Below are 22,525 nucleotides of genomic sequence, written 5' to 3' on the forward strand. Positions count from 1 at the left end.
GCTTGAGCAATAAATGGTATTTAAATCTCAACATTTGATCAGGAATGCCAGATTGATTGCGTTAGTTTTCTTTAATTACGTTGGGGCATCAAGTAAAATCCCGCCCTGGATCTTTTTCACCGGCGAAGTTGGTACACCGTCTCCATGACATTGCTTGCATTAGGTATAAATCATAAAACGGCATCTGTGGATTTACGCGAACGTGTTGCGTTTTCACCAGAAAAGCTGACACAGGCACTGCAGCAGTTAGAAGCTCACCCGGAAGTGACAAGTGGAGTCATCGTCTCGACTTGTAACCGGACGGAGCTGTATTGTGATGTGACCCAGACTGGGCCGGGTATCCTGATTGACTGGTTGACCAAATTTCATCAAATCAGCGCTGAAGAGCTAATGCCAAGCTTATACTTTCATGAGGAGCAAGCGGCTGTCCGGCACCTGATGCGCGTATCTTGCGGTCTTGACTCTCTGGTACTCGGTGAACCTCAGATTTTAGGGCAGGTTAAGCAATCCTATTCTGATTCCCGCGACTATGCGGCTGTTCACGGTATGCTGGAAAAGCTATTCCATAAGTCGTTCACGGTGGCTAAACGGGTTCGTACCGAGACTGATATTGGTGGCAATGCCGTGTCAGTGGCGTTTGCAGCCTGTACCCTTGCCAAGCAAATCTTTGAGTCGCTGTCGGATGCCACGGTATTGCTGGTAGGTGCCGGCGAAACCATTGAGCTGGTGGCTCGGCATCTGGTAGAGCAGGGGTGTAATAAACTGATTGTGGCTAACCGAACCAAAGAGCGAGCCGCCAACCTGACTGAGGAGTTCGGTGCCGAGGTGATCGGCCTGCCGGACATTCCGGAGTACCTGCCCCGTGCCGATATTGTGATTAGTTCAACGGCAAGCCCATTACCGATAGTTGGTAAGGGGATGGTAGAGAAAGCCATTAAGGCTCGCCGTCATCAACCAATGTTGTTGGTGGATATTGCTGTTCCACGAGACATCGAACAGGAAGTCGGTGAGCTGAACGATGCCTATTTATACACGGTCGATGATCTGCACAGCATTGTGGAAAAGAACCGTGAGCAACGCAAGGTCGCGGCGATTCAGGCCGAAGCGATTGTCAGCGAAGAAAGTGCGGCTTTCATGAGCTGGCTGCGTTCACTGGAAGCGGTCGATAGCATTCGCCAGTATCGCTGCCATGCCGAGGACATCAAAGCTGAGCTGCTTAACCGCAGCCTGCAGGCGATTGCCAATGGCAGTGAGCCAGAAAAAGTGCTGGCAGAGTTAAGTAACAAACTGACTAATAAACTCATTCATGCGCCAACCCGGGCGATGCAGCAGGCGGCTCACAATGGTGAGCCGGAAAAACTGTCTGTTATTCGCGAAACTCTGGGCTTGGACTCGATTAAAGATTAATTTAAAGATCCTATGAAACCATCAATTTTAGTTAAATTAGAAACCCTGGTTGAGCGTTACGAAGAAATTCAACATTTGCTGGGTGATCCTGGCATTATCGGCGATCAAAACAAGTTCCGTGCGTTGTCTAGAGAGTATTCTCAGCTAGAAGAAATTACGCAGTGTTTCCAAGCTTACACACAAGCACAAGACGACCTTGAAGCCGCTGAGGAAATGGCGAACGAAGATGATCCTGAAATGCGCGAAATGGCACTAGAAGAAGTGAAAGACGCAAAAGCGAATATCCTTCGTCTTGAAGATGAGCTTCAGGTTCTGCTTATCCCGAAAGATCCGAACGATGAGCGTAACTGCTTTGTTGAAATCCGTGCCGGTGCGGGTGGTGATGAAGCGGGTATCTTTGCTGGCGATTTATTCCGTATGTACAGTAAGTACGCGGAGAGTCGTGGTTGGCGCATAGAAGTGATCAATGCGAACAACTCTGAGCAAGGTGGTTATAAAGAAATGATCGCCAAAGTGACGGGCGACGGTGCATATGGTGTGCTGAAGTTTGAATCTGGTGGTCACCGTGTTCAGCGTGTACCTGCGACAGAATCACAAGGCCGCGTACACACGTCCGCTTGTACTGTGGCGGTACTACCAGAAATTCCAGAAGCTGAAATTCCTGAAATTAATTCAGGTGATCTGAAAATTGATACTTTCCGTGCTTCAGGCGCGGGTGGTCAGCACGTTAACACCACCGACTCTGCAATCCGTATTACTCACCTTCCAACGGGTATTGTGGTTGAGTGTCAGGATGAGCGTTCGCAGCATAAGAACAAAGCCAAAGCGATGTCAGTACTGGCGGCGCGTATTATTAAAGCTGAAGAAGAAAAGCGTCATGCTGAGGAAGCAAGCACGCGTCGTAACCTGTTAGGCTCAGGTGACCGCTCTGACCGTATCCGTACATACAACTACCCACAGGGTCGTGTCTCTGATCATCGTATTACCCTAACACTTTACCGTTTGAATGAAGTGATGGAAGGTGATTTGGATAGCTTGATTCAGCCGGTACTGCAAGAACACCAAGCAGATCAGCTGGCGGCGATGGCTGATCAACACTAATGCCTTTATGCATCGACGCTTTGTTAAAGCAAGCAACGTTGCAGTTAATTAACGCGGGCTCTGATAGCCCGCAGTTAGATGCTGCAGTATTGTTATGTCACATACTGGATAAGCCTCGTAGCTATTTGCTGACCTGGCCGGAAAAAACACTCGACAGCGAGCAGTCTGCCGCTTTTGAGGCTGTTTTGCGTCGCCGCCTGGCGGGTGAGCCCGTGGCATATATTGTTGGTGAGCGGGAGTTCTGGTCACTGCCACTGAAAGTGGCACCGCATACTCTGATCCCGCGCCCTGATACTGAGCGCTTGGTCGAGCTGGCATTAGAGAAAGTGCCTGCAGAGCCGTGCTCCGTGCTGGATTTGGGAACGGGAACGGGTGCGATTGCCCTGGCGATTGCCTCGGAGCGCTCCGATCTTAACGTAACCGGTATCGACTTGCGCCCGGAAGCGGCTCAGCTGGCGTCAGAAAACAGCCAAAATTTGCAAATTACTAATACCCGCTTTTTGTCTGGAAGCTGGTACCGTCCACTGACAGCTGATGAGCGCTTTTCGGTTATCGTCAGCAACCCCCCTTATATTGATAAAACCGACCCTCACCTCGATCAGGGCGATGTGCGTTTTGAGCCCAAGAGTGCCTTGGTTGCGGAAGATAACGGCCTGGCTGATATTCGTATTATCAGTGATCAGGGCCGCCAGTTTTTGCAACCGGGTGGTTGGCTGCTGATGGAGCACGGCTTTGAGCAAGGTGAAGCGGTACGGGCTATTTTACTGGAACTGGGATATAGCCAGGTCTCAACAGCACAGGATTATGCCGGCCTAGACCGGGTAACCATGGGCTGCTGGCAAGGATAGAGAGAGAAAATTATATGTACGCTGCGTTTAAACACCTTCACATGGTGACAATTGTTCTGAGTGTTTTGCTGTTTGTGGTGCGTTATTGCCTGATGATGGCCAATTCAACGTTAATTGAGAAAAAATTCCTCAAGATCACACCACATGTTGTGGATACCTTCCTGCTACTGACAGGTGTTGTACTGATTTTTATCACTGGCTTTATGCCGTTCACTGAAGAAGCAAGTTGGTTAACACAGAAGCTGAGCTGTGTACTGGCCTATATCGCTTTGGGTGTTTTCACGCTGAAATACGGTAAAAACAAGGTATTCAAGACCTTTGCGTTTTTCGGTTCGCTAGGCTGGGTGATGGCGGCTGCAAACATTGCAGTGACTAAATCATCATTTCTGGGGTAATCATGTTACGTTTTACTGATGAAGAATTAGAGCAGATGACGCTGGTGGAAGGCGCGCTGGAAATGACGGCTGCGATTGATCCTGCTTTTCCTGCTGGATGGGTTCGGTTACAGCTGAAAAAATTGGCCCAGGAGGCGGAGCATGCCTTGATGGATGAGCTAAACCCGCACTTGCGTCTGGAAGGCTTGATCCGTCTGTTCTACCGGGAATGGGGATTCCGCGGCGACCATCAGCAGTACTTTTCCTCAGAGAATGTATTCCTGGATAAAGTACTGGAACGTAAAAAAGGCATTCCAGTCAGCCTGGGGGCGATCTTTTTGTACCTTGCCCGCCACCTTGAGCTGCCAGTCAGCAGTGTAGGTTTCCCGACCCAGTTTATCCTCAAGGTTGATTGGTATGACGGTGAGCAGCAGTATATTAACCCGTTTGATGGCGAGTACCTGAGCAAGCGGACGATGGGCGCTTGGCTTAAAGGCCATCGCGGCCCGTTTACCGAGCTGCGCCAGGAGCATTTGGACGAAACGGAAAATACCGATATTCTGACCCGCTGGCTGACAGTAATGAAAAGTGCCCTGCTACGTGAAGAGCACTTCGCCGATGCCCTGCGCTGTAGCGATATGGCATTGGAATTTAGCCCGGGTGATCCGCATGAAATCCGTGATCGCGGCTATATTTACCAGCAGCTGGAATGCAGCCACGTTGCGGCGATGGATTATAAGTATTTCATCGAGCAATGCCCTGAAGACCCAGCTGCCGAGCTGTTGAAGCTGCAGGTACAGGCTTTGGATGAAGAGCCGCTGACCCTGCACTGATTGCTGGTAATAAATTCAGAGGTAATAGTCCAGGCTTAGCGGCCTTGTTATTACATCAACATACAGAATGAGAAGAGAAAATATGATGGAACAAAAAGTTGTTCGTGTTGGTGATATTGATGTTGCCAACGACAAGCCGTTTGTCTTGTTTGGCGGTATGAACGTACTTGAATCTCGCGATATGGCCATGCAGATCTGTGAGAAGTACGTAGAAGTGACGGACAAGCTCGGTATCCCTTACGTATTTAAAGCGTCTTTCGATAAAGCAAACCGCTCTTCCGTTCATTCTTACCGTGGTCCGGGTATGGAAGAAGGGCTGAAGATTTTCCAGGAGCTGAAAGATACGTTCGGCGTGAAGATCATCACCGATATCCACGAGCAGTATCAGGCTCAGCCTGTTGCAGACGTTGTCGATGTCATCCAGCTACCTGCATTCCTTGCCCGCCAGACTGATCTGGTTGAAGTTATGGCGAAAACCGGTGCCGTGATCAACGTGAAGAAGCCTCAGTTCATGAGCCCTGGCCAAGTTGGTAACATCGTAGAGAAGTTTGCCGAATGTGGTAACGAGAATATTATTCTGTGTGAGCGCGGCGTACTGCATGGCTACGACAACCTGGTTGTGGATATGCTGGGCTTCGACGTGATGAAAAAGGCGTCAAAAGGCAGTCCGATTATTTTTGATGTGACTCATGCGCTGCAGTGCCGTGATCCGCAGGGTGCGGCATCTGGTGGCCGCCGTGAACAAACGGTTGATCTTGCCCGTTCAGGTATTGCTACAGGGATCGGTGGTCTGTTTATGGAAGCCCACCCAACGCCGGATCAGGCTCGTTGTGACGGCCCGTCGGCTTTCCCGCTGGATAAACTTGAGCCGTTCCTGGCGCAAATCAAGCAGCTAGATGATCTGATCAAAAGCTTTGAGCCGATCGAAATTAACTAACTGATATTGATTCGGATAGTAGACGGCCCAGCAGGGAAACCTGCTGGGCCGTTGTTTTATTGTACGATTTTTGGGTAAATCAAAAAATCGAAATTCGTAAAAATTTAGTGAATTTATCTACTCATGGCGCCATGTGTGGTGATATTGGTTATTCATTCTGTCAATACTGGGCTATATACCTGCCTTTACTGTTGATACAAAGCGAGAAGTTTTACGGTTGCTTTGTGAGAATTAAATTCTGCATCTGTATACTCCGGCCCGAGTAAAATTTCGTAGATGTAGGATGTTGCGTGTCATTATCTCAAGATATACCTCTGAGTCATACAGGGGCGACGGTTTCTAGCTGGAGTAAACATGATACTAGCTGGATGCTGAGTTTGTTTGGTACCGCTGTGGGTGCCGGTATTTTATTTTTGCCGATCAATATTGGCGTCGGCGGTTTCTGGTCATTGGTGATCATGGCCCTGTTGGCTGGCCCTATGACCTTTTGGGCCCATCGCGGACTGGCCCGGTTTGTGCTGTCTTCGTCCAAGCCGAATGCCGATTTTACTGATGTGGTGGAAGAGCATTTTGGTGTCAGTGCGGGGCGCCTTATTTCCCTGCTGTATTTCTTGTCTATTTTTCCGATCCTGCTGATATATGGCGTTGGGCTGACTAACACGGTTGATAGCTTTATCGTTAACCAGCTTGGTATGGTTGCACCTTCGCGGGTTGCCCTGTCGGGTGCACTGGTCTTCGGCATGATTGCTGTCATGATGGCGGGTGAAAAAGTCATGCTGAGAGCCTTCGAGGTGATTGTCTATCCGCTTGCAGCCATTCTGGCCGGTTTGTCACTCTACCTGATACCGAACTGGCAGATGCCGGACCTTTCTACCTTACCCGAGTGGGGCAGCTTCTCTGTCACGCTATGGCTTGCTGTGCCAGTGGCAGTGTTTGCATTTAGCCATGCGGCGGCTATTTCCAGCTTTGCCAATGCCCAGCGTCGCCAATACCGTGAAGGCGCTGAGCAGAAGTCTGAGCAGATTCTGAAGCGCACCTCGGTGATGCTGATTTCATTCGTGCTGTTCTTTGTTTTTTCATGCGTGTTGAGCCTGAGCCCTGAACAATTACTGGAAGCCAAGGCACAAAACGTCTCGGTGCTGTCTTATTTGGCTAATGTCCACAACAGCCCGTTTATTGTGGCCCTCGGCCCATTGATTGCCTTTATTGCTATTTCATCTTCGTTCCTTGGCCACTTCATGGGAGCCCGCGAAAGTTTGAACGGCATGTTGCAAAAACAGACCAGCCTGGCTCCGGCGAAACTGGACAAGCTTGGTATCGTGTTCATGTTCTTCGCTATCTGGTTCGCGGCTGTGATGAACCCGAGTATCTTGGGAATGATGGAAGCTTTGTCCGGTCCGGTGATTGCGATGATCCTATTCATCATGCCGATGCTGGCGGTGTACAAGGTGGATGCCCTGAAAGCCTATCGGGGTAAATTGAGCACCTATTTTATACTGGTTATGGGGCTGCTAGCTGTCTCGGCGATTGTGTTCAGCTTTTTCTAGTGCGCTGATCATTACATAAAGATGAAAAGGCTTGCCACTGGCAAGCCTTTTTCGTAAGAGTCGTTCAAGGTTATGTTTATTAAGATCATAAAGATAACTGACTTTGTCGGCCCGGGTTATTTGTGCCGCGGCGAAGCTGGTAGTTCATCTATTGTTAGCGTGCCGCTGCCGTCTTTGTCTAATGTATCGAAGTCTCTCGCCAGCGGACTTTGTACTTCATCTGGCGATAGCTCTCCGTCAGCATCGGTATCCATTTCTTCGAAAGACGGTGGTTTTCGGTTTGGTGGCTCTGGAAGCTCATCGGCTGACAGGGTTCCGCTACCATCGATATCAAACCTCTCAAAATCCCAGGCTAAAGGACCTTTCACTTCATCTTGCGATAACTGGCCATCGCTGTTTGTATCCATTTCTTCGAAGGAATGGGGCTTTTGGGGCATGCTTGCATAAAGATTACCGCTAATAGCAGAAAGAAGGGCCGCTATTACAAAAAGGTGTGTTTTCATATCTTGCTCCTGGTAGGTAATCGCGATGCAATAGTGCAGCGTGACATTCGCGGAGGGTAGATATTGTCCTTCTCACTTTGTCAGCTGGCTGTGTCGATAGGAACTAATATAGGTAGGAATTTTGCAGCAAGTATGAACGAAATAGGGAGAAAATAAGGAGATTTGCCTTAGTGGATGATGGCCATCTCCGCGATAGCGGAAATGGCCACCTTATTTAGTTGTTGTCAACGAAACAACGATTGAGCGCTTCAGGCCTTAGAGCTTAGAGCTTAGAGCTTAAAGCTTAAAGCTTAAAGCTTAAAGCGACTGATTTCCTGCTGCAGCTCGTGCGATAGGTGAGACAGCTCGGCTGCCTGCTTCGCAGCTTCCTCAGCTTCTACCGCCAACTCGTTGGAGACATCGCGGACTCCCTCGGTGTTACGGGTGATCTCGGACGTCACCGACGACTGCTCTTCAGCGGCGGAAGCAATCTGGGTTGCCATATCGCTGATATTCGTCACCGCGCTGTTGATTTGCGATAGGCTGGCAGAGGCGGCATTGGCATCGTCGACACTGGTTTCAGCCAGGCGGCGGCTGTCTTCCATAATGCCAACGGCACGGCCTGTGGTCTGCTGCAGGGTTTCGATCATCTGCTGGATTTCTTGTGTTGAGGCATGGGTACGCTGGCTTAGGACGCGAACCTCATCGGCTACAACAGCAAAACCGCGGCCTTGCTCGCCAGCGCGGGCGGCTTCGATGGCTGCGTTCAGGGCTAGCAGGTTGGTTTGTTCTGCAATGCCCTGAATAGTGGAAAGAATCGTGTTGATGCTCTGGGCATGGGTATTAAGCTCACCAATCACGCTAGTGGCGGTGTCGACTTCACCGGCAAGGCCTGTAATCGACTGTTGGCTTTGGCTGACCTGAACCGCGCCGTGCTCTGATACTTCGACGGTTTCACTGGATGTGCGGGCCGTATTATTCGCATTGCCAGCAATTTCCTGGGTCGCCGCTGCCATCTCGTTGATCGCTGTCGCCACCATATTGATTTCATCTTGCTGGTGCTGGATACGGGTACTGCGCTCTTCAGCCTGCGAGGCCGTGATGTGGGCCTGTTGGGTAAGCGAACTCGACACTTCTTGCAGGCGAGAGACCATACCGTGCATATTGCCGACAAAACGGTTGAAGTTGTGGGCCAGTTGGCCAACTTCATCATCGCTGCGTGGTTCAAGGCGTTGGGTCAGGTCGCCTTCACCAGTGGCAATCTCCGCTAGGGCGTGGGAAACACGGCCCAAGTCGCGGAAGAGGAAACCGACTAACCATGCTACTGCGCTGACTACAACCAGGGTAATGATGATAGAAGTGATGATCAGCTGACGCAATAAGCTGCTGTGGCTGGCTTCCTCTGTCGTACGATCCATTTCCAGACCCAGGATCCAGTCTGTGCCCGGAACATGGGCAAAATGAAGTAGTTTCTCTTCACCTTTGACGGTTGTCGCTTCAATCTGGTTTGCCTGAATGGCTGCTTCAATGCTCGCCATATTGATATCGTTGCTGTAGCGGTTAATTGGTTGGAGCAGCAGGGATTCGTCCGGGTGGGCCAGGAACGTATTATCCTGCTTGTTGATCAGCATGGCATAGGCATTCTTGCCGACGTCGAGGTTAATTACGTCATTGATCAGCTGGTCGATCAGTACATCGGCACCTACCACACCGACCATAGTGCCGTTTTTCATCACCGGCTCGGCAATCGTTACAAGTAGCGCATTGGTTATTGCATCTTTATAGGCGGTAGTGATGATTTGTTTACCGGCATTCTGGGCATCGCGGTACCAAGGGCGGGTGCGTGGGTCGTAATCGGCACGGTTACGTTCAGGGTGCGAGCGGTACATGCCACCGGCTGGGGTGCCAAGGAAAATATCATCGAAGCCGCCGGCTTTACGGGCTTGTTGTAAAAATGGAACGACATCGGCTTCGGTACTGTAGTCATTGAAGGCGCTGGCAATGTCACTGCGGATTGAAATCCAGTCTGCAATGCCTTCGGTAGCGGCTGCTGACAGGCTGTCAACCCGCGAGTAGATACTGCTGCGGGTTTGCTCAAAAAGCTGGTCAGCGGCTAGCCAGGTTAGGGCTGTCGCCATGACAACAACCGCAGATAAGCTAGCTCCTATGAGTTTTTGTTTTAATGACAATTTCATTGTTATTTGGTCTCAAAGGCAAGAAGGGGGGGGAGGTATTGGTTCGAGCGGATTCTATAGATATTTTGAGCGACATGCACGAAAAAGTGACGCGTATCATATAGTGGGTAGTCAATTTGTGTGGAATGTGGCTTTTTTGACGCTTTATGTGTTGCGTGGTCAATAAAGTGTCGTTATTGCGAATGGCAATAACGACATGGTTTGGAAATAATTTTGATAAAGCCTGAAACATTCATCAAATTTGTAACGTAATGATATTTATTGCTTTTATCTATAATGGAAGAGGAGATGTATTGTGGGGTATAGTAAAGCCCTTTAGATGTTTAGACGTCTAGAAGTTGACACTGCTAGGGGGAAGCTCTAGTCTAGGGAAAATTTTAAAATAGATGTCCTGTAGTCATCATGTCGAACACAACACAACTTAATTCAACCAATGCTCCGTCAGCATTGGCACTATTGCCGCTGGGTATTTTTCTTGCGCTATTTATTGGGGTCGGTAGCTATCTAACATTGCAAGGCGTGGATTTCGCTTTCTACCAGCTTCCAGCTCCTGTTGCAGCCCTGCCTGCTGTCATCGCCGCTTTGCTGCTGAGCAAAGAAAAGCTAAACAAGGCTATCGAACAATTTCTGCGTGGTGTCGGCCATAGCGATATCATAGCGATGTGCATGATTTACCTGTTGGCAGGTGCCTTTGCATCCGTTGCTAAAGCAACGGGAGGCGTTGATGCCACGGTTAACCTTGGTTTGTCGATGCTGCCTGCCAGTATGATCCTGCCGGGTATTTTTGTGATTTCAGCATTTATTGCCACCGCAATGGGGACCTCGATGGGCACCATTGCTGCTGTTGCACCGGTTGCTCTTGGTATTGCCCAGGCTGCAGGCATGGATGTTGCCCTAACGGCAGGTGTGGTACTGAGCGGTGCTATGTTTGGCGATAACCTGTCTATTATTTCGGATACCACCATCGCTTCAACCCGTTCTCAGGGCTGCCAGATGAAAGACAAGTTCCGTGAGAATATTCGTATTGCGCTTCCGGCGGCCATTATTGCCGTTGTGCTGTTCATGTTCAGCAGCACACCGACAGAGGTGCCTGCGGCAGCAGACGTTGAATGGCTGAAGGTGCTTCCGTACATCACTATTTTGGTTTTGGCGGTATCGGGCCTTAACGTTTTTGTCGTTCTGAGTATTGGTATTTTGCTGGCGGGTGGGGTGGGGCTGTTTGCTTCACCGGAGTATAGCCTGTCTTCATATGGCCAGGATATCTATGCCGGTTTTGGCAATATGCAGGAAATCTTCCTGCTATCGATGCTGATTGGCGGTATTAGTGAGCTGATGCGCCAGCAGGGCGGGCTTGCCTACCTGACGCAGCTGATCAGCCGAATTATTCGTGTCTTTAGCAAAGATCATACTCAAGGTCAGAACCTACGAGCCAGTGAACTGGGGATTGCTGGTTTGGTAAGCCTGACTAACTGCTGCACCGCGAATAATACCGTGGCCATTATTGTTTCGGGTGGGGTAGCGAAAGAGCTAGCGGTCGAAAATGGTGTAACCCCGCGTCGCTCTGCCAGCCTGCTGGATATCTTCTCTTGTGTTGTCCAGGGCGTATTGCCTTACGGTGCACAGGCACTATTGCTTGGCTCGGTGTTTGGCCTATCGCCTATTGAGGTCGTTAGTCACTCTTACTACTGTTTCTTCCTTGCTATTGCGGCCATTGTTGCGGTGTTTGTTAAGCACCCGGCTCGCCAGCTGGCCACTGCCTGAACAGTAAACCAACCGAGAGGGTCGGTTGGTTAAAAGATCCCAAAAGGGTATCAAATGCCTCGCAACTGCGAGGCATTTTTTTGCGTGTTATCAGGTGTTGGTGAAAATTTCTTGGCTGTAAGGTGATCTAGTCAACAGATTAATGAAATCAACAGAAAAGGAAACATTGTTTAATTTAAACTTGATCCGATTGAACAAATAGAAACAGCTACTTATGCATTTCCAAGGATGAGTGGTAGTGAGTGGTTATACCAAGTGAAAGAGTTAATGAGGCCTTTTGAATTTGTCTTGAAAGGTAAGCTCCCGCATCGCTTGGTAAAAAACAATATAAACGGTTAAGGGGATCCCCATGAAGCAACGCTTATTTGCCAAAACAGCATTAACAGCTGCGGTACTTGCCACACTGTCTGGTTGTGCGAGCCAGGCTGACAGTACTGCACCGTCTTGGCAGGCTGATGAAACATATAAACTGACAATCCTTCACACCAATGACCACCATGGTCGATTCTGGCAGAACAAGTACGGTGAATACGGCATGGCTGCTCGTAAGACACTGCTTGACCAGATCCGTACCGAAGTGGCGGCTCAAGGTGGTACAACGTTGCTTCTGTCAGGTGGTGATATCAACACGGGTGTGCCAGAGTCTGATTTACAAGATGCTGAGCCTGATTTCAAAGGCATGAACATGCTGGGTTACGATGCAATGGCATTGGGTAACCATGAATTTGATAACCCGCTAGAAGTACTGCGCAAGCAGGAAGAGTGGGCTGAATTCCCGATGCTGTCGGCTAATATCTATGACAAAAATACCGGCGAGCGCTTGTTCCAGGCATACCAGATCTTTGAGCAGCAAGGCATCAAGATTGCAGTTATCGGCCTGACAACGGAAGATACGGCTAAAATCGGTAACCCTGAATTTATCGGCGGCGTTGATTTCCGCGATCCGAAGGCCGAAGCGAAGAAACTGATCGCTGAACTGGAAGAGACTGAAAAACCTGATGTGATCATCGCAGCGACTCATATGGGCCACTATGAAAATGGTAACCGTGGTGTAAATGCGCCGGGTGATGTTGCGTTGGCTCGTTATGTTGATGAAGGCGATCTGGACATGATTGTAGGCGGCCACTCGCAAGAGCCGGTCTGCATGGAAGGTCCGAACATGTACAACAAGAACTTCAAGCCAGGTGACGAATGTAAGCCGGATCAGCAGAACGGCACCTGGATTGTTCAGGCTCACGAGTGGGGTAAATACGTTGGCCGTGCTGACTTTGAATTCAAAAACGGCGAACTACAGATGGTCAGCTATGATCTGATCCCGGTGAACCTGAAGAAGAAAGTGAAGCTGGCTGATGGTAGCAAGAAGCGTGTCTTCATTGAAAATGAGATCGCCCAGAACGAAGACGTGAAGACATTCCTTCAGCCGTATCAGGAGCGTGGTCAAGAGCAGCTGAATATCAAGATTGCCCAGTCTAACGGTAAGCTGGAAGGTGACCGTAATGTCGTGCGCTTCAAGCAGACCAACCTAGGTCGTCTGATTGCGGCTTCTCACATGCAGCGTGCGAAAGCTGATTTTGCGGTGATGAACTCAGGTGGTGTCCGTGATTCGGTTGCTGCAGGAGAGATTACATACAAAGACGTTCTGACCGTACAGCCATTTGGCAACATCGTAACTTACACAGATATGAGCGGTGCCGAAGTGATGGATTACCTGAATGTGGTTGCGACTAAACCTATCGATTCAGGTGCTTATGCTCAGTTCTACGGCATCTCAATGACCGTTCAAAACGGTAAGGTTAGCAATGTGAAGGTTGGTGGCAAGCCACTGAGCCCAACTGAGACTTACCGTTTCACTATCCCAAGCTTCAATGCCGCTGGTGGTGACGGCTATCCTAAGGTGACAGGCCACCCAGGCCACGTAAATACCGGTTTTGTTGATGCTGAAGTACTGAAAGAGTTCCTTCAGGCTAACAGCCCAATTGATGTGAACAAGTTCGCGCCTAAAGGTGAGATGGTTTACAAATAACCCTCTAGGCTGACTTGCATGAAAGTGCACGTTGGTATGAGTCTGAGCCTCGGCATCGTGCCGGGGCTTTTTTATTGCAGGTAGGTTGGATATATTGACTCCATGTTGAGTAAATCAGCCTGAGTAAGCGATGACCCCTGCAATCAATTTAGCGAAAAAACAAAAAATCGATTATACCGTTCACCAGTATGAACATGATCCGGCAAATACTAATTTTGGCCTCGAAGCAGCAGAGGTACTGGGCCAAGACCCTAACCAGGTATTCAAGACGTTGCTATTTTCGTTAAATGGCGATGCAAAGAATCTGGCTGTCGCGATTGTCCCGGTCGCTGGTATGTTAGATTTGAAGGCGGCAGCCAAGGCTGCAGGCGGCAAGAAAGCGGATATGGCAGATCCTAAAATTGCCGAAAAGATAACGGGCTATATTGTTGGTGGTATCAGCCCGTTAGGGCAGAAGAAGCGCTTGCCAACATTTCTTGATGTGTCAGCCGAACAGTTCGGCACTATTTGTGTGAGTGCTGGTCGCCGCGGCCTGGAAATCGAACTGGCACCCCAAGATCTGCTGTCACTGACGCGGGGAAGCTTTGCGCCCATCGCTAAAAGTACCAACGGTTAATGTTGTTTGTCTGCCAGGCTTACAAGGAGGAACACCCATTGAAGCTATGTTGTTTGAGTCTATTCTTTATCCTTTTTTCTGCTCAGCTGCAAGCTTCTGTGCTGGCCCAGTGTAGCCAGCAAAGTGAAGGCCACCAGGCCCTGACACGGTGTTTGGAGCAAGCGTACCAACAGGCGGAGCAGCAACTGCAAAGCGTTGAAAATCAGGTTCAGAACAATATGGCTGAGCTAGATGCGATCAGCTCAGCAGATATTGGCGCCGAGGCGTTTTTTCTGCAATCCCAAGCCGCATTCAGGCAGTGGCGAGAGCAGCAGTGTTTATTTATCAGAGCTAGTTACGGTTCGGGGAACGGAGCTGAACAGGGCTATTTAGATTGTTTGCAGACCCTGACGGTCGAACAAAAGGAACGGCTGCATGGTTATTCGAAGTAGGGATTTATGATCAAGCATATTAATTTAAACCTGCTTCGTACGCTTCAGGTATTGCTGGATGAGTGCCATGTTAGCCGGACGGCAGAGCGGCTCTGTATCACCCAGTCGGCGGTTAGCCGCCAGCTCAACCAGCTTCGCGAATTGTTCAACGATCCCTTGCTGGTAAGAGATGGTAATCGACTATTGCCGACACCGAAGGCCGAGCAGCTCAAGACGAAGCTGGATGGCGTTTTGGCAGAATGCCAGGAACTGTTTGCCAGTGATGAGTTTGATCCGATGGCCTGGCAGGGAAAAGTTGTCTTGTCATCGTCTGATTATGTAGCGCAGTATATTCTGCCAGATATCGTGGAGCGGCTTCAGCAGCAGGCGCCCCAGCTTAGTCTTGCCTACCAGCTATGGTCGCCCGATCAGTTTGACCAACTGGCCGATAAGGATATTCAGCTGGTGTCCACCATGCTACCTCAGATCCCGTCGGGGCTGTGTGGTTGTTCTATCGGGGCTGACTACCCGGTGTGTGTGATGCGTAATGACCATCCGCTGGCAAACAAAGCATCGCTGACTGTCGATGAGTTTGTACAATATAATCATCTGAAAGTCTCGGGTGGTGGAGATAAAGACAGCTTTGTCGATCATAGCCTTGCCGAGTTGGGCTTAGCACGCAATATCCAGTTTTCTGTGCCTTTTTTTGGTTCTGCTTTTCATACTGTGTGCCGAACCGATATGCTGATGGTGATCCCCGAACATATTGGGTTCAATATGAAGCGTATGTTTCCTATTACTTACATGTCGTTACCGATCCCGGCTCCTGAGCATAAATATTGGCTGTTGTGGCATCCAAGGTTTGATAATGATCCTGCCCATCGTTGGCTAAGGGAGCAGGTTCTGGCAGTGATGCGAGGTTCGATGTATTCCATCACTATGACTTAAAATCATAGTAGTAATGATTTCTTTTGATTTCAGCTAATGACTTCTGGCTGTTACCTTGGGCTCCAGCTTAAGGAGTAGATGATGACATTCAGTATTTGGCTTTCGTTATTAATGATTTGTATGCTCGGGGCAATGTCGCCGGGTCCGAGCTTGGCGGTAGTGGCCAAGCATAGTTTGGCTGGAGGAAGACTGCATGGGGTGGTCACGTCCTGGGCACATGCTTGTGGTGTCGGAGTCTACGCACTGCTGACATTGCTTGGCCTTGCTGTCGTACTTAAGCAGTCCCCGACGTTGTTTTCGGTGATCACTTACGCTGGGGCTGCATACCTTGCTTATCTTGGTGTGAATGCACTGCTTTCCAAAGGTGGTGTTGCCGCAAAGCTAGCTGCAGGAAAGCAGGTCAGTCTAGGAGCCGCGGCGCGTGATGGTTTGATGATTTCACTGCTAAACCCGAAGCTAGCCTTGTTTTTTCTGGCCTTGTTCAGCCAGTTTGTCGCGGTCGGAACAGAAATGACCAGTCGGGCAGTGATAGTTGCAACGCCACTGTTGGTCGACGGGCTATGGTATACCTTGATTGCCTTTGTACTCTCCAACCCAAAAGTATTGGACAAATTACGGCTTAAAGCTCAGTTGATTGACCGATTATCCGGTGTCGTTCTGATTTTGCTGGCATTGCGGGTTGTGGTGATGGCGTAGCGGTTCGGATGTAAGAAGAGGAGCCTTGGCTCCTTTTTTGATCGCGGCGATATTGCGTCAGCTCTGGCGCTTCTGGTGCCGTTCACGGTTATCCAGCTTGCGCTCCGGGCTTTTCTTTAGCATGACGTACAAGGCGCCATTACCACCGTGTTGACGCAGTGCCGAATGAAAGCACATGACATCGGCAATTTGTTCCAGCCAAGTGGCAACATAACTTTTCATCAGGGCTGGGGGATCCGATCGCTCGCCCTTGCCATGGACGATAATCACAGTACGTATATCCATACGTTGGCACTGTTTGAGAAAGTGCAGCACTTCATCGCGGGCTTGCTTTAGTGTTTTGCGGTGTAAATCTAGCCGAGCTTGAATTTCATATTTACCAAGGCGAAGTTTACGAAACACACCATCCTGAACGCCGTCTCGTTTAAACTCAACCATATCATCCGGTTTGAGCATCATCGCATGATCGAGCGAAAGATATTCGGGATCGCTGTCTGACAGGGTTTGTGCGGCAAGTCGGCGTGCGAGATGAGCTTCAGTAACCTGATGTTTATGAACGGTTTCAACCTGGTCTTGTTTGAGTGGCGAGACATCGGCCATCATCTCTCGAAAGAGATCAAGTTCATCGGAATTTGACATGGTGGTATGAAATTTAACTATGGTAAGGCGATTATACCAATTTCATTCCGGCACAAAAAGAAATCCAGGGTCAAGACCGACACTTTGACCCTGGCAAGCAAATTATTTTGCTTAATGGCTCTAGTGAGGAGAGGGTGCTGACAGCACTTTGTAAACAAAGAAGCCGCCGAAAAATAGCATCAATCCCAGGGCTCCAAAGATCACTATCATTGAAGACAGTCCAACGGCATTGCCAAATAGAAGATCTAGCCAAAAATCCATGTTAAGTCCTTTAAGTCGTGGGATAGTGGCTACAAGATACCCAATGAAACGAAAATGTTACGATGATCTGGATCAATGGTAGGCGCATTGTTTAATAACTGTTCTGAGTGATGAGCCTGAGATCACTTAACTGCTAGTTTTTTCATGGTTTTGCTGCTTAGATGAACAAACGAATTCAGATTCAAAAAAAATACGGCTTAATACTTGCGTTAATTTAATGGGTGAGTATTATAGCGGCCTCAGCAGCAAGACTGCTGATGATTTGTCGGTGAATAGCGCAGCTTGGTAGGGCATCCTGATTTTGGGAATAGCGGACCAGAGGGCGACCCTCAACAGGGTATACTGAAAATCAAATAGTCGGTGAATAGCGCAGCTTGGTAGCGCATCTGGTTTGGGACCAGAGGGTCGGGGGTTCGAATCCCTCTTCACCGACCACTCTTCAATCTGTTGGGTGTTAACCGGGCAGAGTCATCTGGTAAGATGTAAAACATATAACGTCGGTGAATAGCGCAGCTTGGTAGCGCATCTGGTTTGGGACCAGAGGGTCGGGGGTTCGAATCCCTCTTCACCGACCACTCTTCAATCTGTTGGGTGTTAACCGGACAGAGTCATCTGGTAAGATGTAAAACATATAATGTCGGTGAATAGCGCAGCTTGGTAGCGCATCTGGTTTGGGACCAGAGGGTCGGGGGTTCGAATCCCTCTTCACCGACCACTATTTAATCTGTTGGGTGTAAACCGGGCAGAGTCATCTGGTAAGATGTAAAACATATGATGTCGGTGAATAGCGCAGCTTGGTAGCGCATCTGGTTTGGGACCAGAGGGTCGGGGGTTCGAATCCCTCTTCACCGACCACTTTTCGAAAGCCTCGTCTTAGGACGAGGCTTTTTTTGTTTCTGAGGATTAGTTGATGAGTTTTATCAACTCACTCTTAGTTGTTGTATTGTCGGTGAATAGCGCAGCTTGGTGACGCATCTCATGCTCTTGTATAAGGCGGACCAGAGGGTCGGGGGTTCCCTGAGACCTTGAATTGGCTCTTCACCGACCACTTTTCGAAAGCCTCAACTGCGCGTCCCGGACTTAGGACGAGGCTTTTTTTGTTTCAGGGAAAAACTGGCCCTAGGAAGAACAGGACCTAGACTCTATTTGAAGCTCGTAGAGCCTGAACGGTAGGATCCAGGACCTCGCCCCCACTGTTATCTATTCACACTGAGTTTTCTTGCCTTCTGTCATACGCTTAAGCGTAAATCCCTGCTTTTCTAACAATGCTGGTAGGCCCTGCTTGCCTAGTAGGTGCATTGCACCGACCACAACAAGATAGGTGCCCTGCTGGTAACTCGCCTTATTGGTCAGTTGATTCGCCCAGTTATGGTTGCGATCGAAAAGTAGTTTATCTTCGGTGATTTCTGAATACTGACTACTTTCCAGTAGTGAAAGCAGATGTTGAAGATCGCCTGCCTTCCAGGCCGCAATTAGGCAAGATAGTTCCGACTGCATTTCATTCCAGTCATGAATTGTGCTTAGTAGAAGATCTTCGCCATAATCCGGTAGGCTCTCCATCAATGCCAGTTGCTGGCTGACACTCTCAAGTTCCAAAATTGGCAGCTGTTGCTCTTGAGCCCGCTGAAGCAAAACGATATCAATACCTTGTTCTGGGTTTAAGCCTGCCTGTGAGGCCATGGCCATCTGTAAGTTCATGGCTGCTAGCCAGGGGGGGCTATGGATGAGTGATTGGTAGGGAATCTTTGCCTGTTTGGCGATACCAACCAGGGCTTCTTTGTCATGTTTGTTGAGCAGGGTATCACTGGTTGGGACACTCCGATCTATTGCCACATTGGCAGGTTGGAGGATATTGGCCTCGACAACCAGCCCGTTGGCCTGAGGCCAATAATCTCGAAACACTTGCGGTAGCGGGTAGAAATTATGATCGCCTGCATGGATTGATCCTAGTAGGACGAACTGGCGCTGGGAGTCCTTGGCCAGCCAGACGATAGGTTCGGCAAATGCCTGGGCTGTGACGAAAGGCAGCAAAAGTAGCGCTTTAGATAACAAAGATTTAAACATGATCACCGTGGCTTAATAAGACAGATAACTGACAGGGTTATATCAGTTATCTGTAATTATGGCTAACGGTGGAGAAAGTGAACGCGAACCGTATTTAAAAAATCATAGCGGTTAGCCTTTGGTGGCGGGATGTAGCCAAAACCACCAGATAATAAAAGCGATAGCTGCCAAGCCTATAAGTGCAATCATATTATTTCTCCTGGTATCCGGGTTTGAACAACCGCAGGCGGTTGGCATTGCTGACGACAGTGATTGAGGACAGGGCCATCGCAGCTCCGGCGATCACCGGGCTGAGCAGGGCACCTGTGAGCGGGAATAGAATACCTGCGGCAATGGGGATGCCAAGGGTGTTATAGACAAACGCCCCAAATAGGTTTTGCTTCATATTTTTCAAGGTGGCGGCAGATAACTGCAACGCATCGGCAACGCCATGTAAGGAGTGACGGATCAACGTTAGCTGGGCACTTTCAATGGCCACATCGCTACCGCTTCCCATCGCAATACCCACTTCGGCCTGAGCCAATGCCGGTGCGTCATTGATCCCGTCACCGACCATGGCCACGCGCTTTCCTTGTTGCTGTAGCTCGGCAATTTTCGCGGCCTTGCCATCAGGCAGTACCCCGGCAATCACAGTATCAATACCTGCCTGTCGAGCGATGGCTTTTGCGGTTGTTTCGGTATCACCCGTTAGCATGACGACATCAAGGTTCATCTTTTTCAGGCGGTTGATTGCTGCGACAGAATCACTCCTAAGCGGATCGCTCACTCCTAGCAGGCCGGCAAGTTGATTGTCGATAGCCACATAGATAGGGGTGGCCCCTTGGCGGGCGATAGCGTTGACATCGCTCTCAGCCAGGGAAATGTCGATGTTGTGCTGTGCCATTAGTTTCCAGTTGCCAAGAAGAAGCTGGTGGTCGTTGACGGAGCCTGATACCCCAAAGCCAGGCATTGCCTTGAACTTTGACTGTGCAGATAGTGTTAGAGAGCGAGCCTTGGCTGCATTGACGATGGACCTGGCCAGAGGATGCTCGGAACCTTGTTCCAGGCTGGCTGATAGTGCAAGCAGGTTATCACTGTCGGCACCATTGTAACTACGGCTATCAACGACCTGAGGCTTACCTTCAGTCAGGGTGCCGGTTTTGTCCAGTACAACGGTATCGACCCCCGCCGCTATTTGCATGGCTTCGGCATTGCGGATCAGGACGCCGTACTCTGCAGCCCGGCCAACCCCGACAGTGACAGACATAGGTGTAGCCAGTCCCAGTGCGCAGGGGCAGGCGATGATCAGTACTGTGGTTGCCGTGACCAGCATATAGACGGAAGACGGCTCAGGGCCGAAGTAGTACCAGATCATCGCTGTAATGATGGCAATGATCATCACCGCAGGAACGAAAATTGCCGAGATGGTATCGGCGAGGCGGGCGAGGGCCGGTTTACTGCTTTGCGCCTGGCGAACCAGGCTGATAATACGTGCCAGCATGGTGTCGTTACCGATTTGCTCGGCACGAAACAGCAGGCTGCCATTTTGGTTGATAGTACCGGCGTGAAGCTTGTCACCCTGCTGTTTGTTGGCCGGGAGTGGCTCACCAGTCAGCATTGATTCGTCAAGGTAGCTTTGTCCTTCTTCAATCGTACCATCTACAGGCACTTTGGCACCCGGATGAAGCCGCAGCAGAGATCCGGTTTTCACCTCGGCCAATGGTACCTCCCGCTCACCTTCCCGGGTGACGATAATGGCCGTTTGCGGTTGCAAATCAATGAGCTGCTCAAGTGCTTTCGAGGTGCGGCTTCGGGCCCTGGCTTCAAGAGCATGCCCCAGGGTAATGAGGCCTAGGATCATCGCTGAGGCCTCAAAATACACATGCCGGGCCTGCATAGGGAAAATATCGGGGGTTATGACAACCAGCATGGAATACAGCCAGGCAGAGCCAGTACCCAGCGCCACCAGGGTATCCATGGTGGCGCGGTGGTGTTTAAAGGCTTTCCAGCCATTAATATAGAAATGGCGACCGGTAGTATATAGCAGGATAAATGTCAGGAGCCCGATAAAGCCCCAGCTTAACTGGCTGGCCGCTGAGTCAATCATCATGCTACCACCAAAGATCCCCCATGCCATCATCGGGATCCCGGCTCCCAGGGCAATAAAGGCATTGCGTAGGTGCTGGCGGAAGGTTTGTTCGTTTTGTTGCTGCTGCCGTTGGCGGCGGCTTTGTTCATCTTCGCTCTGCTCGGCGCCATAACCGGCTTCGGTAATAGCAGAAATTACTGTTTCTACCGGGGCACTGCCAGCAATGAGTGCTGTTCTTTCGGCCAGGTTGACATTGGCACTGGTGATACCGGGGACGCTGAGAATAGCCTTTTCGACAGAGGATACACAGCTGGCACAGGTCATGCCGGAGAGTAGAAGTTGGGTGGTTTCGCGGCTGGCAGCTTCTAGTCGCGGAGCTTCAGCTGCTGGCGAGTTGGCTTTGGCAGGCTCTACAGCAGGAATCTCGGTAGCCAGCGGCTGCTGGGCGGTGAAACCTAATTCGTTAATGACTGCAATAAGCGTTTCGGCATCGATGAATGTTGTGACGTCCGCTTGTGTCTTGCTGATTTTAAAATCGGTGACATGTGGATGTGCTTCGAGTGCCTTTTCGACCTTGGCTACACATTTTCCGCAGCTTAGGCCTGAGAGGGCCAGTTTGACAACTTGTGCGGTCGGCACTTGATAGCCCGTTTCTTCAATGAGCGTGATCACCGCTTCTTTCGATAATGAGCCCGTTACCTCAGCGTGGCTTTTGCTGACTGAAAAGCTGTCAATCTCAGGGCTGGCAGAAAATGCAGCTTCGAGCTTGGCGACGCACTTGCCGCAAGACAGGCCGCTGAGCGGCAGGCTATGCTGTTGATGGGGAATGACTTGGTAGCCGAGCTTTTCAATGACTGCCGTTAATGCTTGTTCGGTGATCGTACCGCTAACCGATGCTAGGGATTTGCTAACGGTGAAATCAACGATTTGTGGGTTGGCGGCAAGTTCGGACTCGACTTTCTTTACGCATTTGCCACACGAAAGGCCGGCCAATGGTAGCGAATGTGTATAGCCTGCTTCATAGCCGAGCTCGGTAATGGCTTTGATAAGGGGAAGGAGCTCGGTATCGCCGCGCACAACGGCCCGCTGGGTATTAACATCAGCAAATTCAATACCGGGCAATGCAGTTAACGATGCCTTGATTTTTCCCGCACAGCCCATACAGCGAACTTTGCCTAGCGGAAGGGTAAACTCAGCCATGTGTCTTTCCTTAGCTATGATCAGACAGCAACAAAATGACTGCTCTTTCAGCCACTATTTCAATAATGCCTTGAGAATAAACCTTCCAGCAAGTGGAATGTCAAACTTATCTGGG

19 protein-coding genes and 4 tRNA genes are annotated in these 22,525 nt (G+C 49.9%); 17 read left to right on the forward strand and 6 right to left on the reverse strand.

Features of this window, described 5'->3' with window-relative positions:
- Positions 1-144: 144 nt before the first annotated feature.
- The 7 genes from hemA to AC51G0_RS03965 all read left to right on the forward strand — a co-directional run bounded on the left by hemA (position 145) and on the right by AC51G0_RS03965 (position 7,047).
- Entirely contained in the window at positions 145-1,407 is a 1,263-nt protein-coding gene (gene hemA, locus AC51G0_RS03935) for a glutamyl-tRNA reductase (RefSeq protein WP_496300761.1), read from the forward strand.
- Between the two features lie 12 nt (positions 1,408-1,419).
- Positions 1,420-2,508, forward strand: a complete 1,089-nt coding sequence (gene prfA, locus AC51G0_RS03940) for a peptide chain release factor 1 (protein WP_496300762.1) — start codon at positions 1,420-1,422, stop codon at positions 2,506-2,508.
- The gene (gene prmC / locus AC51G0_RS03945) at positions 2,508-3,356 is read left to right on the forward strand and encodes a peptide chain release factor N(5)-glutamine methyltransferase (protein WP_496300763.1); all 849 of its coding nucleotides are present in this window, start codon (positions 2,508-2,510) and stop codon (positions 3,354-3,356) included. The genes prfA and prmC overlap by 1 nt, the downstream gene beginning before the upstream one ends.
- A gap of 14 nt (positions 3,357-3,370) precedes the next feature.
- Entirely contained in the window at positions 3,371-3,751 is a 381-nt protein-coding gene (locus AC51G0_RS03950) for a SirB2 family protein (protein ID WP_496300764.1), read from the forward strand.
- A gap of 2 nt (positions 3,752-3,753) precedes the next feature.
- The gene (locus AC51G0_RS03955) at positions 3,754-4,563 is read left to right on the forward strand and encodes a SirB1 family protein (protein ID WP_496300765.1); all 810 of its coding nucleotides are present in this window, start codon (positions 3,754-3,756) and stop codon (positions 4,561-4,563) included.
- An 82-nt stretch (positions 4,564-4,645) separates the two neighbouring features.
- A complete protein-coding gene (gene kdsA, locus AC51G0_RS03960; RefSeq protein ID WP_496300766.1) occupies positions 4,646-5,500 on the forward strand; it encodes a 3-deoxy-8-phosphooctulonate synthase in 855 nt (284 codons plus the stop codon).
- A 290-nt stretch (positions 5,501-5,790) separates the two neighbouring features.
- Positions 5,791-7,047 carry an aromatic amino acid transport family protein gene (locus tag AC51G0_RS03965; protein ID WP_496300767.1) on the forward strand — a complete coding sequence of 419 codons (1,257 nt, stop codon included), beginning with the start codon at positions 5,791-5,793 and terminating at the stop codon, positions 7,045-7,047.
- 116 nt (positions 7,048-7,163) lie between these two features.
- Here the strand turns inward: AC51G0_RS03965 and AC51G0_RS03970 are convergent, their stop codons facing one another.
- Both AC51G0_RS03970 and AC51G0_RS03975 read right to left on the reverse strand, forming a co-directional pair.
- Complete coding sequence (locus AC51G0_RS03970) at positions 7,164-7,550, reverse strand: hypothetical protein (protein ID WP_496300768.1); 387 nt, start codon at positions 7,548-7,550, stop codon at positions 7,164-7,166.
- A gap of 290 nt (positions 7,551-7,840) precedes the next feature.
- Complete coding sequence (locus tag AC51G0_RS03975) at positions 7,841-9,724, reverse strand: methyl-accepting chemotaxis protein (RefSeq protein WP_496300769.1); 1,884 nt, start codon at positions 9,722-9,724, stop codon at positions 7,841-7,843.
- Positions 9,725-10,126: 402 nt separating this feature from the next.
- Between AC51G0_RS03975 and AC51G0_RS03980 the strand changes: the two genes are divergently transcribed.
- From AC51G0_RS03980 to AC51G0_RS04005, 6 genes are all read left to right on the forward strand, one after another.
- Positions 10,127-11,485, forward strand: a complete 1,359-nt coding sequence (locus AC51G0_RS03980) for a Na+/H+ antiporter NhaC family protein (RefSeq protein WP_496300770.1) — start codon at positions 10,127-10,129, stop codon at positions 11,483-11,485.
- A 349-nt stretch (positions 11,486-11,834) separates the two neighbouring features.
- Complete coding sequence (gene ushA / locus AC51G0_RS03985; RefSeq protein ID WP_496300771.1) at positions 11,835-13,508, forward strand: bifunctional UDP-sugar hydrolase/5'-nucleotidase UshA; 1,674 nt, start codon at positions 11,835-11,837, stop codon at positions 13,506-13,508.
- 130 nt (positions 13,509-13,638) lie between these two features.
- Positions 13,639-14,124: a Cys-tRNA(Pro) deacylase gene (gene ybaK / locus AC51G0_RS03990; RefSeq protein WP_496300772.1), complete on the forward strand. Its 486-nt coding sequence runs from the start codon at positions 13,639-13,641 to the stop codon at positions 14,122-14,124.
- 53 nt (positions 14,125-14,177) lie between these two features.
- On the forward strand, positions 14,178-14,555 hold the full coding sequence (locus AC51G0_RS03995) for a lysozyme inhibitor LprI family protein (RefSeq protein WP_496300773.1): 378 nt from the start codon (positions 14,178-14,180) through the stop codon (positions 14,553-14,555).
- Positions 14,556-14,561: 6 nt separating this feature from the next.
- On the forward strand, positions 14,562-15,482 hold the full coding sequence (locus AC51G0_RS04000) for a LysR family transcriptional regulator (protein ID WP_496300774.1): 921 nt from the start codon (positions 14,562-14,564) through the stop codon (positions 15,480-15,482).
- 81 nt (positions 15,483-15,563) lie between these two features.
- Positions 15,564-16,178, forward strand: coding sequence for a LysE family translocator (locus AC51G0_RS04005; RefSeq protein WP_496301864.1), 615 nt, complete (start codon positions 15,564-15,566; stop codon positions 16,176-16,178).
- A gap of 57 nt (positions 16,179-16,235) precedes the next feature.
- Here AC51G0_RS04005 and smrA read toward each other — a convergent pair whose 3' ends face one another.
- Together smrA and AC51G0_RS04015 are read right to left on the reverse strand one after the other, a co-directional pair.
- Complete coding sequence (gene smrA / locus AC51G0_RS04010; protein WP_496300775.1) at positions 16,236-16,817, reverse strand: DNA endonuclease SmrA; 582 nt, start codon at positions 16,815-16,817, stop codon at positions 16,236-16,238.
- Positions 16,818-16,937: 120 nt separating this feature from the next.
- Positions 16,938-17,078: a DUF3149 domain-containing protein gene (locus tag AC51G0_RS04015; protein ID WP_428477798.1), complete on the reverse strand. Its 141-nt coding sequence runs from the start codon at positions 17,076-17,078 to the stop codon at positions 16,938-16,940.
- A gap of 358 nt (positions 17,079-17,436) precedes the next feature.
- On the opposite strand from AC51G0_RS04015, the gene AC51G0_RS04020 reads away from it, so the two are divergent.
- The 4 genes from AC51G0_RS04020 (at position 17,437) to AC51G0_RS04035 (ending at position 17,933) form a co-directional block, all read left to right on the forward strand.
- Positions 17,437-17,513 (forward strand) — tRNA-Pro (locus AC51G0_RS04020).
- Between the two features lie 63 nt (positions 17,514-17,576).
- Positions 17,577-17,653: transfer RNA gene (locus AC51G0_RS04025), tRNA-Pro, on the forward strand.
- A gap of 63 nt (positions 17,654-17,716) precedes the next feature.
- Positions 17,717-17,793: transfer RNA gene (locus AC51G0_RS04030), tRNA-Pro, on the forward strand.
- Between the two features lie 63 nt (positions 17,794-17,856).
- Positions 17,857-17,933, forward strand: a tRNA-Pro gene (locus tag AC51G0_RS04035).
- Between the two features lie 345 nt (positions 17,934-18,278).
- Here AC51G0_RS04035 and AC51G0_RS04040 read toward each other — a convergent pair.
- Both AC51G0_RS04040 and AC51G0_RS04045 read right to left on the reverse strand, forming a co-directional pair.
- A complete protein-coding gene (locus AC51G0_RS04040; protein WP_496300776.1) occupies positions 18,279-19,142 on the reverse strand; it encodes a TraB/GumN family protein in 864 nt (287 codons plus the stop codon).
- 190 nt (positions 19,143-19,332) lie between these two features.
- Entirely contained in the window at positions 19,333-22,410 is a 3,078-nt protein-coding gene (locus tag AC51G0_RS04045; RefSeq protein WP_496300777.1) for a cation transporter, read from the reverse strand.
- Positions 22,411-22,525 lie beyond the last annotated feature (115 nt).

Source organism: Photobacterium sp. HL06 (genome assembly GCF_059552575.1).